The following is a 14,770-nucleotide window of genomic DNA, read 5'->3' on the forward strand; positions in this document are numbered from 1 at the left end:
CCTAATCACCGGTGCGGCAGCTGATTTCCATACTGTCGCTGTCCCGCACCGCGAAGTTGAAGCTGACGTAGCCGTTCGCGGGGTTGCGCACCCGGTCCAGATACGGCTGGGTGTCTGCGGCGCTGGTGTTGTCGGCGACCACCAACGCCCCCGTCGACAGCCGCGGTTCGAGCAACTCGATCACCGGCAGATAAAGGTCCTTCCAACCGTCCAGCAAGACGAAGTCAATCGAACCGTCCAGACCGGCCAGCGTGGCCAGCGCGTCTCCTTCGAGGATGGTGATCGCGTCGTCCAGGCCGGTTTCGGCGAACGTCCGTCGTGCGGCGGCGATCTTGGTGTCGTTGAGCTCGGTCGTCACCACCTGCCCAGCGCCGTTGTCCCGCACCGCCGACGCCAGGTGGAGCGCCGAGATGCCGAACGACATCCCGAATTCGACGACCGTCGCCGGGCGGGTCGCGCGCACCAGGGCGTAGAGCAGCCGGCCCGCTTCGGGTGTGACCGGGATGTAGAACTCGCTCATCGCGTCGGCGCGCTCCTGCGCGGTCATCGGCCGGTCGAAGTCGCCGTGCCGCTGGCGTAACAGCGACATCTGGTTCTTCGCTTCGGTATACATGCGGTCGAGCACGCTTGCGACCTTCGGATCTTGCAGAGTGTTGGCCATGCTGTCGAGGGTAGGCGCCGGCGGCGGGCAACCGGCCGCGCGCAGGCCGGAGCGGCGGTGAGCTGGCGTAAGGGATATGTCAATCAGTTTGACGGGCCCTGGACCGCGGTGTAGAAAGGGTTTCGCAAGCACCTCGGTAGGTGAGGCGTCTGCATGGACACAGGCCACTGACCCCGAACGTCGAGAGACGCCCCGGGTCAGGACAGCTCTTCCCGGACCCAAGGGTTGAGCCCAAGTGGCTTCCGGAACGAGGAGCGATCGCAAGCGCGGCGAAGCCGGGCGAAGCGGGTCGCGACCGTCGATTAGTTTCGGATACGCCGTGCAGTGCCGAAGCTCCGACGAGAGGGGTGCGCCGGCCGGCACGTCGCCGGCATTCGTTCCTCTCCCGTTTCAGGTGAAATGTGACACCCGCGTGTGTCGTGGCCGTGAGGAGGTGAGGGCGAGATGAGCGCGATCAGTCCAGGCGATAGTCCGTATCCCAATTCCGTCTTGTCCCGATCCGGTTCCGGCACTCCTTCTGCCGCCTGGGCTCTCACGGGCGTTCCGGTGATTCGCGCGCAAAGCCTGCCCGCGATCTGCCGCCCCTGACCCCCGCCATGAGCTGAGCCGATCGGACCTCCCCAAAGGAGAAGATCATGGCTTTTGTTGTCACACAACGCTTTCACGGTCGAACCGGTGGACGCGGACGGGCGCTGCTGCGCTCGGCGCGGCTGCTGGCCGGCAAGGTGCACGCGCGCACCACCCTGACTCCCCAGGAGCGGGCCAACATGTACGTGTCACGGATGCCGATCGCGGTCGTCACCGCCTCGCTCGGCGGGCACGCCTCGACCGGCAACCGGCGGTAACGGATTCCGCGGGAACGCATGCCGGCGTGGTGGGCCCGGCCGTCTCATTGTGAATCATTCGGCAGCAGAACGATTTTGCCGTGGGTATGCCGCTTCTCCAATTGTTCGTAGGCGTCGGCGACCCGATCCAGCGGGTAGGTGGCGGCGACCTCGAAATCGATGGTGCCGCTGACGACGAGGTCGGCCATCTCGGCCAGCACCTCCGGAGTGGACGCCTCGGCGCTGCCTTCGGTCTTGGCGCCGACTTCGCCGGCCTTCTGAAACGAGATGATGGTGTCGATTCGGTCGGGTGCAACGCCGAGGTCGACGGCGAGCTGCACGTATTCGGGGCCGAACAGATCGATGAATACGTCGATGCCGGTGGGTGCCGCCTCACGCAGCCGATCGGCCAGGCCGTCGCCATAAGGGATCGGGCTGACGCCATGAGCCCGCAGCCAGTCGGCGTTGCCCGGCCCGGCGATGCCCAGCACCCGCGCCTTCCGCAGCGCCAGAAGTTGCACGACGAGGCTGCCCACCCCGCCCGCAGCCGCCGAGACGGCCACGGTCTCACCCGGCTGCGGCGCTACCGCGCGGACGGCCGCGTACGCGGTCACGCCGACGACATAGAGCGAACCCGCTATTTCCCAACTGAGGTGGGCCGGTTTGCGAACCAGCTGGCCGGCCGGCACCGCTGCATGGGTCGCGTGGCTGGAGCGGCGGAGGCTGAACCCCAAAACCTCGTCGCCGACGGAGAATTCGGTAACCCCGGGGCCTAGCGCGGTCACCACGCCGGCGAGGTCGCTGCCCTCGCCGGACGGAAACGTCGCGGGAAACATCTCATGTATCGCCCCGGTTCGGATGGCGGCCTCGCCGGGGTTGATCCCGGCGGCGCGGACCTCGACGACCACCTCACCGGGCGCGGGGGCGGGCATGTCGATGTCCGCCACGTACAACACCTCGCGGCCCCCGTACCGGTCGAACCGAACGGCGCGCGCAGTCGCAGCCGTCATCTCGATCTCCTCCCCGCCGCGCTGATGGCCTCCCAGGCCAGCATAGGCACTGGAAAACGGGTACCCAGTAGCGGTCCGCGCGGGCGTATGTCCGAGTGCGCCGCCGGCTAGGACCTGGAAGGAACCGGCCATGGAGAGTGCTCGCATCGGTATCGCCGGATGGGCGATCGCCACTGTCGTGGCGGGCGTAGCGCTTGCCGGCTGCGGGGGCAGCAACAGCGCGTCCCCGACTGACTCGAGTTCCGCTGCGCCCTCTGGCAGTTCCAGCGTCGCCAGCCCGTCGCCGGGACAACCCGCGGATTACGGCGCGCTACTGATCAAACCGGCTGACATCGGCGGCGATCTCACCGCCCCGCAGCCGCCGGTGCTGAACCCGAACAATGCGCCCGGGGTGGCTCAGCTGTTCGCGAGCGCCGACAACAGCCGGCGAATCGGCGACAGCATCCTGATCGTCGCCGATCCCGCGACGGCGGCGGCCGGAATCGACACGACCAAGGCCAATTACGGCGGCAAGGTCAACGGCACGTGGCGGCCGATCGACGTCGGCTCCAACGGGACCATGATCTCCGGTACGTCGCCCGACACCGCGCAAGCGGTGACGGTGTTGCTGTTCAGCGAGGGCAGAGCGCTGGTCAATCTCGAATTCCACAGCGCCACCGGCGATCCGATCGATCCGGCCATGGCCGCCGATATCGGGCGCAAGCAGGACGCCGCCATCAAGAAGGCTCTGCCCGGCTAGGCCCGCCGCGTCTAGAGCAGGCCCAGCAACCGCAGATCGAAAACATACTTGGCGATCAAGTCCGCCGACAGATGCGGAATGTCTTTGTCCGCACCGAGTTTGGCGGCCTGGACCGCTTCGCGGAAGACTTTTGTCGGGGCCGGCGCGCCACGCAGTGGCCTCTCCGGCTTCCGGTACGCGTCCAGCAACGGCAGCACGGACTGTTGGCGCTGCTTGTCCGGGAGGGCGCGAAGCGCGGTGCCGAAGCGACCGAGCCACTCGTCGTAGTCGTCGATGCGCCGGATGTCGTGGCGGTCGGCGATCAGCCAGTCCACGAACACGTCCAGGGAGATCCCGTCATCGTGCGGGTTCATCACGTCATAGGAGCGAAACACCCCGGCGGATCCCGCATCGTCGGCGGCGGTCGCGATCTGCTCGCCGAGCGCGGTTACCGCTTCGGCCACGAAGTCGGCGGGCAGCCCGTCGTAATGTGCGACGGCCCGGCCACCCGTGTCGGTGGTTTCGTAGAACGACGACGGCGCGATGCCGGTGACGAGCAAGCTGAAGATCAGCCGCGTGAAGGCATCCGGCACGTTGAGCTGTCCGGCGTAGCGGCTGTGGGCGAGGATCATGTCGGACCGGAAGACGGCGACGGGCAGCCCGCACAGGTCGTGTGCCTCGCGCAGCAGCACCTCGCCGGCCCACTTGCTGTTGGCGTACCCGTTGGCGTAGCTGTCCTCGACCGGCCGCACCGGGCTGATCGTGCGGATGTCGCCGTCCTCCTCGAAGTCGGCCGGGTCGACGGACATGGCCACCGCGACCGTCGACAGGTAGGTCACCGGTTTGATGCGGGTGGTGATCGCCAGGCGGATAATCTCAGCGGTGCCAACGACATTGGGCCCGAACAGCTGGTCGTAGGGCAGGACGTGGTTGACCAGCGCCGCCGGGTGGACGATCAAGTCCACGGTGCGGGCCAACCCGTCCCACGTCGCCTGGTCCAGCCCAAGATTCGGCTCACCGATGTCGCCGGCGATGACCTCGAGATGATCGGCAGCGAGCTCGCGGAACCGCTCGACCAGGTGCGCATCGCCGGTGCGGTAGACAGACTCGAGCCGCTTGGCGGCGGCCGCGGCGTCGGTGCCACGCACGATGCAGACCAGTTTTCCGCCCGTCTCGGCGAGCCGCTCCAGCCATTCCAGGCACAGGAAGCGGCCAAGGTAGCCGTTGGCGCCGGTCAACAGGACCGTATGCGGCGTGCCGGTGGCTCGCGGCAGCGCAGGGGCGCCGGCCAACGTTTTCGCGTCGATGAACTTGTCAAGGCTGAGGTCGGCGGCGCGGACCTCGGTGGCGTCCCGCCCGTGCACCGACCCGAATGTCGTTCGCTTAGATCCCGTTCGGCGTTCGGCCTCAACGTATTCCGCAAGCTGACCCAAATCGGTGGCCGGGCCGATGATCAGGCCCACCGGCACCTCGACGTCGAAGATGTCCTGCAACAGGTTGGAGAAGGTCAAGGCCGACAGGGAATCTCCGCCGAGCTCGATGAACAGGGCATCGGGTTCGGGCGGGCCGCCGGCCAGGCCGAGCAGGGCTTCGGCGGCGCGGGCCAGCGTGTCGATGACCGGGCGGTCGGCCGCCCCCTCGCGCAGCGCGCGGAGCTCGGTCACCCGGTTGGCGGCCAGCTCCGCATACAGCTGCTCGAGCCGGCCGCTGTAGTGCTCCTTGAGCTTCGGCCGGAGCAACTTGCCCACACCGGACAGCAGCCCGTTGTCCTCGCTGAACGGCTCGGCCTCGACGAGAAGGTCGACGGGCACCTCGTAGGACTGGAGCTCGGCGAGTTTGCCTGACTGGCGCAGTGATTCGCGCAGGGCGGCCTTGAGCCCGTCGGCGTCGCCGGCGAACCTGCCCAGTGCGTCGGCGGTCGGCACCACGACGGCCAACAGGTACGGGCGTTCGCTGTTGCCGTAGACGAAGATCTGGCGGACCAGTGACGCGCTGCTGAACACGGCCTCCAGGCGCGCGACGGCGACGAATTCGCCTTGGGCGAGCTTCAATACGTTGTTGCGCCGATCGACGTAGGCGAGCCGACCCGGCTCCAGCTCGGCCATCACGTCCCCGGTCCGGTAATAGCCCTGTTCGTCGAAGGCATTGGCGGTGACATCCGGGCGCTTGAAGTATCCGGGCGTCGCCGTCAGCGATTTGACCAGCAGCTCGCCGCGCGGGAACGGTTTGTCGGTAAGGAAATAACCCAGTTCGGGAACGTCGATGAGCTGGTATCCCAGAACCGGCGGTGCGGCGATTCGGCCGTCCTTGGTCACCATCCCGACCTCGGTCAGCCCGTAGCCGTCGAGGACGTGCACGTCCAGGCAGGTCTCCACAAAGCTGCGCATCTCCGCCGCAAGCGGCGCGGTGCCACAGAACGCGGTGATGATGCGTCCACCCAAAACCTGCTCGCGCAACTCAGCCCGCGCCTCGGCCTCGGCGGATGCCGGGTCGGTTCCCTGGAAGACCCGCCGGTCGACGGCGCTTTGGTAGCGCTGATACAGCATCTCCGCCACCCGCGGCACCAGCCCCATTTCGGTGGGGCGCACCAGGTTCCAGTCTTCGAACAGTGTGGACAGGTCACTTTCGGGGACGAAGTAACTGGTGCCGCCCGCTTGGAACGCGGTCGACAACGGTATCCGGCCACCGAGGTGATTGAGCGGCATGAAGTTGACGTTGAGCACGGGCGCATCCGCAAAGTCGGGCATCAGCTCGTTGGTCCACAGCTTGCACAGCATGCGCTCGGTGTACATGGCGCCCTTGGGCAGTCCGGTGCTACCGGATGTGTACATGATCATGGCCAGACGCTGGTCGGTGTCGCCGGTGTACCCCGGCTCGGGCGGCAGGGTGCGACCCCGCTCGATCAACTCGTCGAACGTCTCGATCGTCACCGCCATCCCGGACGCCAACAGTTTCGCGCGAGCGCGCTCCAAAGCCTCACGCTGATCGTCGATTTGGGGGGAGTAGTCGAAAACCACCAAGCGCCGCAACGACGTGCTGCCCAGCGCTGCCTCGACGGCCAGGTCCAGGTAGCCGGCGCCAGCCGCGAGCACCCGCGGCTCCACCTCGGCGACGATCGGCTGCAACCGTGAGGCCGCCGCGTTGTGCTGCAGCGGCACCGCCACCAGGCCGAGGTAGGCGCACACCAGATCGAGCGTCAGGTACTCCGCGCTGGCGAAACCCAGTGTGGCGACGAAGTCTCCAGGCGTCACCGGATCGGCCGCGTCGTGCCGCCAGGCGCTGGCGATCGCGCCCACGTTCGACCACAGGTCGCGGTAGCTGATGGTGTCGAACCGGGGGAGCAGCTGCGCGGTGGTGCGACCGGTCGCGGGATCGGTGACCAGCGACCGCGCCCGCCAACCCAGCGCCGGGCGATCGGCGTAGCCCTCGACGAAGGTCTGCAGGATCTGTGTCAGGCGAAGCTCCGGTTCGCGCGCCGCTCGTTGGAGTGCGGCATTCGGTTTGGTGCTGCGGAACTGTTCGTCCGTCGCGTCCAGTCGGTAAATGCGTTCGGCAACCCGCTTTCGCGCCGGACCGATCGAACCCGCGACGGTGGATTCTTGTTGTTCCGCATCACCGGTCATGGCCAGCCTCCCATTCGGATCCTCGTCTACCGGGAACCCACCGTCACGGGCCAGTCTTCCGTTCAATGGTTGTGACGGTTGTCACACGCCGGCGCGCGGAGGGGTGCGGGCAGCTTTATGCCACAACCTGGATGGGGTCGCCCACGTTCACCTGGTTGAAATACCAGGCGGCGTTATCGGGGCTGAGGTTGATGCAGCCATGGCTCACGTTGGCGTAACCCTGCGAGTCGACCGACCAGGGGGCCGAGTGCACGTATACGCCGCTCCAGGTGACGCGAACCGCATATGAGGCGGTGATCTTGTATCCCTCGGGCGAGCTGAGCGGGATGCCGATGGTCCGTGAGTCCATGACCACGGTGCGCTGCTTTTCCAGGGCGGTGAAGTTGCCGATGGGTGTGGGCCGGCTGGGCTTGCCCATCGACGCCGGCATGGTGCGCAGCACTTCCCCGTTCCGGCTGACGGTAAAGGTGTGCGCGGAGATGCTGGCGACACCGAGTAATGCGTCACCGGTGTCGAATCCGGTGGTCAGGGCCTGAATGCCCACCGAGACGTGGGTGTGGGCGGGCCAGTATTGGTTCGGCACCCACTGCACGACGTTGTTCTCTACCCACTCGAAGTGGCCGGGCGTGTTGCTCGGCGACGTGACGTGGATGGAGCGCTCGACGGCGCCTCGATCCCTGATCGGTGCGGTGAACGTCACCACGACCGGGTGCGCCACGCCCACGACCGCGGCGTCAGCCGGCAAAACCGAGGCAACCGCCGGGGCGGGCGGCGGTACCGGGACCGACGCGTGGCTGCGGCCGATCGGTCCGACCAAACCCAACGCCGTGATCGTGACCATAACAAATGGATAACGAACACCTCGACGCATAGCGCCCGCCCTTCGAGATGGTGCGATTAACACGACTGTATTCTACCGGCTGCTCCCGCACTGCCGCTTTCAGCAAACTTTTGCGGGTGCGCCGGTCGCCACGATAACGATCCGGCCGCCGTTCCGGTTCGACGGTGTCGCGAAGCCGGCGCCCAATGGTGCCGAACGGGCGCGATCACCAGCCTCTTGCGGCGATTCGGCGCCCGCACAGGCGCATTGGCCGGCGCGGTCGATCCGCGATGGCATGTCGGTGGCGCATCGAGGCTCCGGATTGGCCGGCGCGCAGGCGACGCGTTAGCCTCAGCAACAATCCGGGGGCAGAGGAGGTGCGGGTGCTCTTCCGTCAGCTGGAGTACTTCGTCGCGGTCGCGCAGGAGCGTCACTTCGCTCGTGCGGCCGAGAAGTGCTTCGTCTCCCAACCCGCGCTGTCCGCCGCGATCGCCAAGCTGGAACGGGAACTGAACGTCACGCTGATCAACCGCGGGCACAGCTTCGAAGGCCTCACGCCCGAGGGTGAGCGGTTGGTGGTGTGGGCCAAGCGGATTCTGGCCGAGCACGACGCCTTCAAGTCCGAGGTGCATGCCGTGCGGTCGGGCATCACCGGCATGCTGCGGCTGGGCACGGTCCCCACCGCCTCGACGACCGCCTCCCTGGTGCTCTCGGCGTTCTGTTCGGCGCACCCGTTGGCGAAGGTACACATCCTTTCCCGGCTGTCCGGCACCGAACTGTACCGGCGGCTACGCGAATTCGAACTGGACGCCGCGATCGTGCACGCGGCGCCCGACGAGGCCCACGACGTGAACCTGGTGCCGCTCTATGAGGAGCACTATGTGTTGTTGTCGCCCGCGGACATGCTGGGGTCCGCCACCTCGACGATGACCTGGTCGGAGGCCGCGCAGTTGCCGCTGGCGTTGCTCACGCCCGAGATGCGGGACCGCCAGATCATCGATAAGGCCTTCGCCGACCACGCCATCGAAGTGGCCCCGCAGGTCGAAACCGACTCCGTCGCTTCGCTGTTCGCTCAGGTCGCCGCGGGGAACTGGGCATGCATCGTGCCGCACACCTGGTTGTGGACCTCGCCGCTGGGGCGGGAAGTCCGTGCGGTGGAGATGGTCGACCCGGTGCTCAAGGCCGACGTCGCGCTGGCCACCAATTCCGCCGGCCCGGGGTCGCCCATCGCCCGCGCGCTCGCCACCTCCGCGGCGCAGCTGTCGCTGAACGAGTTTTTCGACGCGCAGTTATCGCGAATCACGCACGGGCGCTGACCGCCACCGCGCTGGTCGGGTTCAGGCTCGCCAGATGCCCGCTCTCCACGCCGGCCGCCGGGTCGAGCTCGCAGTCGATGATCGACGGCGTCCGGGAGCCGATCGACTCGGACAGTGCCGACTGCAGCTCCGCCGGGGTCCTGACGTGATATCCCTTGCCGCCGAAGGCTTCCGCGAGCAGCTCGTGATGGGCCCGCGCGTTAAGGACGGTGGGCGCCGGATCAGATCCCTGCGCTGCTTCGTCGCCGCGGTAGACGCCGCCGTTGTTGAGAATGACGACGGTCACCGGAAGCCGGTAGCGGCAAATGGTCTCGATCTCCATGCCGCTGAAGCCGAAAGCGCTATCACCCTCGATCGCGACCACGGGGTCGCCGGTCTCGACGGCGGCCGCGATGGCGTAGCCCATGCCGATGCCCATGACGCCCCAGGTTCCCGTGTCGAGCCGGTGCCGCGGCGCCTCCATGCCGATGACGTTGCGGGCCAAGTCCAGCGCGTTGGCTCCCTCGTTGACCACGTAAGCGTCCGGGTTTTCCTGCAGCACAGCGCGGATCGCGCCCAGCGCGTTGTAAAAGCGCATGGGATGGGGGTTTTCGGTCAGGCGGTCGCGCATCTTCGCGTCGTTGCGGGCGGTGCGCTCGGCCAGCTCATTGGTCCATTCGGCGGGCACCGTGAGGGGGTGGGCGGTCAGGCCGTCACGAAGCGCCGACATCACCGAGCCGATGTCGCCGACCAGTGGCGCGGCGATCGGCTGGTTGCTGTCGAACTCCGACGGGGCGATATCGACCTGGACGAACTTGACGTCGGCGCACCATTGCGGCGAGTCCCCGTGGCCGAGTAGCCAGTTCAGCCGGACGCCGACCAGCAACACGACGTCCGCGCGCGCGATCGCGAGCGAGCGTGCGGCCGCGGCGGACTGCGGGTGGGAGTCCGGGAGCAGACCCTTGGCCATCGACATGGGCAGGAAGGGAATGCCGCTGGCCTCGACAAATTCGCGAATCACGTTGTCGGCCTGGGCATATGCTGCACCCTTGCCGAGTACGATCAAGGGTCGCCGCGCCTGCGCCAGCACCCGCAGCGCGCGCTCGACCGCGTCGGGCGCCGGCAGCTGCCGGGGCGCGGGGTCGACGATCCGCCAGACCGTCTCCGCACCGGCCGCGGCGTCCATGGCTTGCCCCAACACGTCGCCGGGGATGTCGAGGTAAACGCCACCGGGACGGCCGGAGATCGCGGTGCGGATGGCACGCGCGACGCCGCGCCCGATGTCCTCGACCCGGCTGATCCGATAGGCCGCCTTCGCGAACGGCCGTGCGGCGTTGAGCTGGTCGACGTCCTGGTAGTCACCGCGTTGCAAATCGACCAGCGCCCGGTTGCTGGAGCCCGAGATCTGGATCATCGGGAAGCAGTTCGCTGTGGCGTTGGCGAGCGCCGGCAACCCGTTGAGGAAACCGGGCCCCGACGTCGTAAGGCACACGCCGGGTCGGCGGGTCAGGAATCCGGCGGCGGCGGCGGCGTTGCCGGCCGACGTCTCCTGCCGGAAGCCGATGTAGCGGATTCCGGACGCCTGCGCGACGCGGGCGAGGTCGGTGATCGGGATGCCGACGATCCCGTAGATGGTGTCCACATCGTTGGCCTTGAGCGCTTCCACCACCAGGTGGAAGCCGTCGATCAAGCGCGTGGACTCGTGCTCCTGGCCGGGAGACGCCGAAACTGCGGTCATGGTGCCGACTCCTCGTGTGTGGTCTTCAGGTGAAGTAAGCCTCAGCCCATACTCTGGCGCGGCCGCCCCGCGGGTGTCCAAGACCGAGCCGCTATGCCACGATTCACGCCGTCTATCGGCGCTGGCCAGCCCGGTTCCGCGGCGTCGATAGCCAACGGTTATCGGTCGTGAGTGAATCGGTATTGGACGCGCGGGACGGCCACCCGGCATGGTTCGAGCAGGTGGACCGAAGACAGAAGGAGCGCGGCGATGAAATCTGAGGCGATCATCGGCAGCCATGCCACGGCGGGGATGCCGGGCCCACGCATCGCCGATCTGGTCGAGGAGGCTGCACGCCGCTCACCGGGGGTGCCCGCGCTGGTCGCCACCCCCGACCGGGTACCGGTCAGCTACCACGATCTGCTCCGGCTGGTGGACGACCTGGCCGCGCAGCTGAAGCGGGCCGGGCTGCGGCCCGGCGATCGCGTCGCGCTGCGCTCCGGGAGCAACGCGGAATTCGTCGTCGGACTGTTGGCGGCCTCGCGGGCCGACCTGGTCGCGGTCCCGCTGGACCCGGCGCTGCCCGTCGGCGAACAGCGCGCCCGCAGCGAGGCGGTGGGCGCCCGGGCGGTGCTCACCGACGGCGACGCGCCCGTCGATCAAGGGGAACCGGGCCTGCCGTGGTGGCCACTCGCGGTGACGGTCGGCGCCCCAACGGTCCGCTTGGACGTGACCGGCGCTCCCGCACAACACTTTTCGACACCGGAGGGGCTACGCGACGACGACGCCATGATCATGTTCACCGGCGGCACGACCGGGGTGCCGAAGATGGTGCCCTGGACACGCGGCAACATCGCCGCCTCGGTGCGGGCCATCATCGCCGGTTACGCGCTCGGCCCCGGGGACGCCACGGTGGCGGTGATGCCGCTCTACCATGGTCACGGGCTACTCGCCGCGCTGCTGGGGACCCTGGTGTCCGGGGGAGCGGTGTTGCTGCCCGCGCGGGGACGGTTCTCGGCCCACACGTTCTGGGACGACATCGACGCCGTTCGCGCCACCTGGTACACGGCCGTCCCGACGATCCACCAGATCCTGTTGGAGCGGGCCGAAACCGACCGACCGGGTGACGCCGGATTGCGGTTCATCCGCAGCTGCAGCGCCCCCCTCACCGCCGAGACGGCGCGGGCGCTGCAGGACACGTTCTCGGCCCCCGTGGTGTGCGCCTTCGGCATGACCGAAGCCACCCACCAGGTCGCCACGACCGAAATCGGCAACACCGAAAATCCGGCTGCCACACCGGGTCTCGTCGGACGCTCGACCGGGCCGGAGATCAGGATCGTCGGGCCCCACGGCCGGCCCGTGCCCGCGGGGCAGGTCGGTGAGGTGTGGCTGCACGGGCCCACCGTGGTCCGGGGCTACCTCGGCGACCCGGCCATCACCGTAGCCAATTTCACCGACGGGTGGTTGCGCACCGGTGACCTGGGAACGCTGTCGGCGGGGGGTGAACTGATCATTCGTGGGCGGATCAAGGAGCTCATCAACCGGGGTGGAGAGAAGATCTCCCCGGAACGCGTCGAGGGCGTGCTGGGCAGCCACCCCGGCGTGCTGGAGGTGGCGGTCTTCGGGATGCCCGACAAGCTGTACGGCGAGACGGTGGCGGCGGTGATCGTTCCCCGCGGACCGGCCGCACCGACCGCGGACGAACTCGCCGCCTTCGCCCGCGACCGGCTGGCCCCCTTCGAGGTGCCGGGCAGCATCCGGCAGGCTGCGGAGCTGCCGCACACCGCCAAAGGATCACTGGATCGCCGCGCCGTCGCCCTGCGATTCGGGGCGTAGCGACTCATCCGCTCAGACGGTGGCCTTCACCCGAGTCGCCGCGGTTTCCGGCATCGGTTCGTAGCGGGCGAAGGTCCGGGTGAACGACGCCGCCCCGTGGGCCAGTGAGCGCAAGTCGATCGCGTAACGCGTCAACTCCACCTGCGGCACCTCGGCTTTGACCAAGGTGCGTTCGTGACCGGCCGTCTCGGTACCGAGCACGCGACCGCGACGGCCCGACAGGTCGCCCATCACCGCGCCCACGAAATCGTCGGGCACCAGCACGGAGATCTCGTCGATGGGCTCGAGCAGGCTCACCTTGGTCGCCGCGGCCGCCTCGCGCAGCGCCAGGGAGCCCGCCATCTGGAACGCGAAATCCGAGGAGTCGACGCTGTGCGCCTTGCCGTCGAGCAGCGTGACCCTGATGTCGACCACCGGGTAGCCGGCGTGCACGCCCTTCTCCATCTGCGCGCGAACGCCCTTCTCCACGCTCGGGATGAATTGCCGAGGCACCGCCCCGCCGACCACCCTGTCCAGGAATTCGAATCCGGAGCCCTCGGGCAGCGGCTCCACTTCGATGTCGCACACCGCGTATTGACCGTGCCCACCCGACTGCTTGACGTGGCGGCCGTGGCCTTTTGCCTTGCCGCCGAACGTTTCTCGCAGCGGCACCCGGAGCTCGACGGTGTCGACCGTGACGCCGTACCGGTTGGCCAGCGCGTCGAGGACCACACCGGCGTGGGCTTCGCCCATGCACCACAACACGATCTGGTGGGTCTCCTGGTTCTGCTCGATCCGCAGCGTCGGGTCCTCGGCGGCCAGCCGTCCCAGCCCGACCGACAGCTTGTCCTCGTCGGTCTTGGCGTGCGCCTGGATCGCCACCGGCAGCAGGGGTTCGGGCATCGTCCACGGTTTCAGCACGAGCGGCTCCGCCTTGTCCGAGAGCGTGTCGCCGGTTTCGGCCCGGCTCAGCTTGCCGATGGCGCAGATGTCACCCGCCACCACGGCCGGCGCCGGCCGCTGCTGCTTGCCGAGCGGGAAGGACAGGACTCCGACGCGCTCGTCTTCGTCGTGGTCGGGGTGCGTGCTGCCGTTCCCGTTGACCGCCCCGAAGAACGACGCAAAATGGCCCGACACATGAACCGTCGTGTCGGGCCTGATGGTCCCGGAGAACACTCGGACCAGGCTGACCCTTCCGACGTAGGGGTCCGACGTCGTCTTCACCACCTCCGCGAGCAGGGGTGCGTCCGCGTCGCAGGTCAGCGTCGCGTGCGGGGCGCCCTGCGGCGTAAACACCTCCGGGAGTGGGTGTTCCATCGGGGACGGGAATCCGCGCGTGGCGACCTCCAGCAGTTCCAGCGTGCCGACGCCGGTGCTGCTGCATACCGGGATCACCGGGAAGAACGAACCGCGCGCGACGGCCCGCTCCAGGTCCTCGATGAGCACCGCCTCGTCGATGGCCTCACCGCCGAGGTAGCGATCCATCAGCGATTCGTCCTCGGATTCCTCGATGATGCCTTCGATGAGGGTCCCACGCGCCTCCTCGATCATCTCCGCGTCGGATGGATCGGGCGATTGCATGGTCCGCTTGCCGTCGGCGTATTGGTAGCGGGTCTGCGACAGCAACCCGATCAAACCTTCGCAAGACGGTAGGCCGGTCGGCAGGTACAGCGGTAACACCTTGTCGCCGAACGCGTTCTGCGCGGCGGCCAACGCCTCGGAGTAGTTCGCCCGGGCGTGGTCGAGCTTGGTGATCACCACGGCGCGGGGCATGCCGACCTGATCGCATTCCTGCCACAGCGATTTGGTCGGTTCGTCGACGCCCTCGTTGGCCGCGATCACGAACAGCGCGCAGTCCGCGGCGCGCAAGCCGGCCCGCAACTCGCCGACGAAATCGGCGTATCCCGGGGTGTCGACCAGATTGATCTTGATGCCGTCGTGCGCCAGGGAGGCGACGGCGACGCCGACGGACCGCTGCTGGCGGATCTCGGCGTCGTCGTAGTCGCATACCGTGCTGCCGTCGGTGACGGAACCCGCTCTGTTCAGCACCCCGCCGGCGACCAACAGCGCCTCGACCAGGGTGGTCTTGCCGCCACCCGAGGGCCCGACGAGGACGATGTTGCGCACATCGCCGGGACCGTTCGCGGTGGGGGCGGCCGCCGCGCCCTGGGAGGCATTCCCCTTGTCCGCCATGTCCTTCCTCCAGTTCTCCCCGGTGGGTGCGCCCAGCGTGGTGTGTCCTAGCTCACAGGGTCTAGAGGCAACTTTTCCCCCAACCGCGGCCCAA

The 14,770-nt window shown here is 68.1% G+C and carries 10 protein-coding genes and 1 riboswitch; of the genes, 4 read left to right on the top strand and 6 right to left on the bottom strand.

The annotated features are described in order from the left end of the window. Position 1 precedes the first annotated feature (1 nt). Entirely contained in the window at positions 2-661 is a 660-nt protein-coding gene (locus tag H7J89_RS12320) for an O-methyltransferase (protein WP_264043901.1), read from the bottom strand. 125 nt (positions 662-786) lie between these two features. Then, positions 787-1,015, top strand: a riboswitch (M-box (ykoK) riboswitch). A 281-nt stretch (positions 1,016-1,296) separates the two neighbouring features. Here H7J89_RS12320 and H7J89_RS12325 point away from each other — a divergent pair. Beyond that, a complete protein-coding gene (locus H7J89_RS12325; RefSeq protein ID WP_264043903.1) occupies positions 1,297-1,506 on the top strand; it encodes a hypothetical protein in 210 nt (69 codons plus the stop codon). Between the two features lie 44 nt (positions 1,507-1,550). On the opposite strand, the gene H7J89_RS12330 is transcribed toward H7J89_RS12325, so the two are convergent. After that, positions 1,551-2,495: an NADP-dependent oxidoreductase gene (locus H7J89_RS12330; RefSeq protein WP_264043905.1), complete on the bottom strand. Its 945-nt coding sequence runs from the start codon at positions 2,493-2,495 to the stop codon at positions 1,551-1,553. Positions 2,496-2,625: 130 nt separating this feature from the next. On the opposite strand from H7J89_RS12330, the gene H7J89_RS12335 reads away from it, so the two are divergent. Further along, on the top strand, positions 2,626-3,234 hold the full coding sequence (locus tag H7J89_RS12335) for a hypothetical protein (RefSeq protein ID WP_264043907.1): 609 nt from the start codon (positions 2,626-2,628) through the stop codon (positions 3,232-3,234). Positions 3,235-3,245: 11 nt separating this feature from the next. On the opposite strand, the gene car is transcribed toward H7J89_RS12335, so the two are convergent. Next, positions 3,246-6,836, bottom strand: a complete 3,591-nt coding sequence (gene car, locus H7J89_RS12340) for a carboxylic acid reductase (protein WP_264043909.1) — start codon at positions 6,834-6,836, stop codon at positions 3,246-3,248. Between the two features lie 115 nt (positions 6,837-6,951). Continuing rightward, on the bottom strand, positions 6,952-7,707 hold the full coding sequence (locus H7J89_RS12345) for a L,D-transpeptidase (protein WP_264043911.1): 756 nt from the start codon (positions 7,705-7,707) through the stop codon (positions 6,952-6,954). A gap of 332 nt (positions 7,708-8,039) precedes the next feature. Between H7J89_RS12345 and H7J89_RS12350 the strand changes: the two genes are divergently transcribed. Beyond that, complete coding sequence (locus H7J89_RS12350; protein WP_264043913.1) at positions 8,040-8,972, top strand: LysR family transcriptional regulator; 933 nt, start codon at positions 8,040-8,042, stop codon at positions 8,970-8,972. On the opposite strand, the gene oxc is transcribed toward H7J89_RS12350, so the two are convergent. Further along, a complete protein-coding gene (gene oxc / locus H7J89_RS12355) occupies positions 8,956-10,689 on the bottom strand; it encodes an oxalyl-CoA decarboxylase (protein WP_264043916.1) in 1,734 nt (577 codons plus the stop codon). The genes H7J89_RS12350 and oxc overlap by 17 nt on opposite strands. A 249-nt stretch (positions 10,690-10,938) precedes the next feature. On the opposite strand from oxc, the gene H7J89_RS12360 reads away from it, so the two are divergent. After that, positions 10,939-12,504, top strand: coding sequence for a FadD7 family fatty acid--CoA ligase (locus tag H7J89_RS12360; protein WP_264043918.1), 1,566 nt, complete (start codon positions 10,939-10,941; stop codon positions 12,502-12,504). Positions 12,505-12,516: 12 nt separating this feature from the next. Here the strand turns inward: H7J89_RS12360 and H7J89_RS12365 are convergent, their stop codons facing one another. Then, positions 12,517-14,676, bottom strand: coding sequence for an elongation factor G-like protein EF-G2 (locus tag H7J89_RS12365; protein WP_264043920.1), 2,160 nt, complete (start codon positions 14,674-14,676; stop codon positions 12,517-12,519). Positions 14,677-14,770: the final 94 nt, after the last annotated feature.

The sequence above is a fragment of the Mycobacterium paraffinicum genome, assembly GCF_025822865.1.
Taxonomy (GTDB): Bacteria; Actinomycetota; Actinomycetes; order Mycobacteriales; family Mycobacteriaceae; genus Mycobacterium; species Mycobacterium paraffinicum.

Excerpts from the sequence above, each read along its gene's own strand:
- H7J89_RS12320 (WP_264043901.1), bottom strand. The coding sequence starts at position 661 with ATGGCCAACACTCTGCAAGATCCGAAGGTCGCAAGCGTGCTCGACCGC.
- H7J89_RS12325 (WP_264043903.1), top strand. The coding sequence starts at position 1,297 with ATGGCTTTTGTTGTCACACAACGCTTTCACGGTCGAACCGGTGGACGC.
- H7J89_RS12330 (WP_264043905.1), bottom strand. The coding sequence starts at position 2,495 with ATGACGGCTGCGACTGCGCGCGCCGTTCGGTTCGACCGGTACGGGGGC.
- H7J89_RS12335 (WP_264043907.1), top strand. The coding sequence starts at position 2,626 with ATGGAGAGTGCTCGCATCGGTATCGCCGGATGGGCGATCGCCACTGTC.
- car (WP_264043909.1), bottom strand. The coding sequence starts at position 6,836 with ATGACCGGTGATGCGGAACAACAAGAATCCACCGTCGCGGGTTCGATC.
- H7J89_RS12345 (WP_264043911.1), bottom strand. The coding sequence starts at position 7,707 with ATGCGTCGAGGTGTTCGTTATCCATTTGTTATGGTCACGATCACGGCG.
- oxc (WP_264043916.1), bottom strand. The coding sequence starts at position 10,689 with ATGACCGCAGTTTCGGCGTCTCCCGGCCAGGAGCACGAGTCCACGCGC.
- H7J89_RS12360 (WP_264043918.1), top strand. The coding sequence starts at position 10,939 with ATGAAATCTGAGGCGATCATCGGCAGCCATGCCACGGCGGGGATGCCG.
- H7J89_RS12365 (WP_264043920.1), bottom strand. The coding sequence starts at position 14,676 with ATGGCGGACAAGGGGAATGCCTCCCAGGGCGCGGCGGCCGCCCCCACC.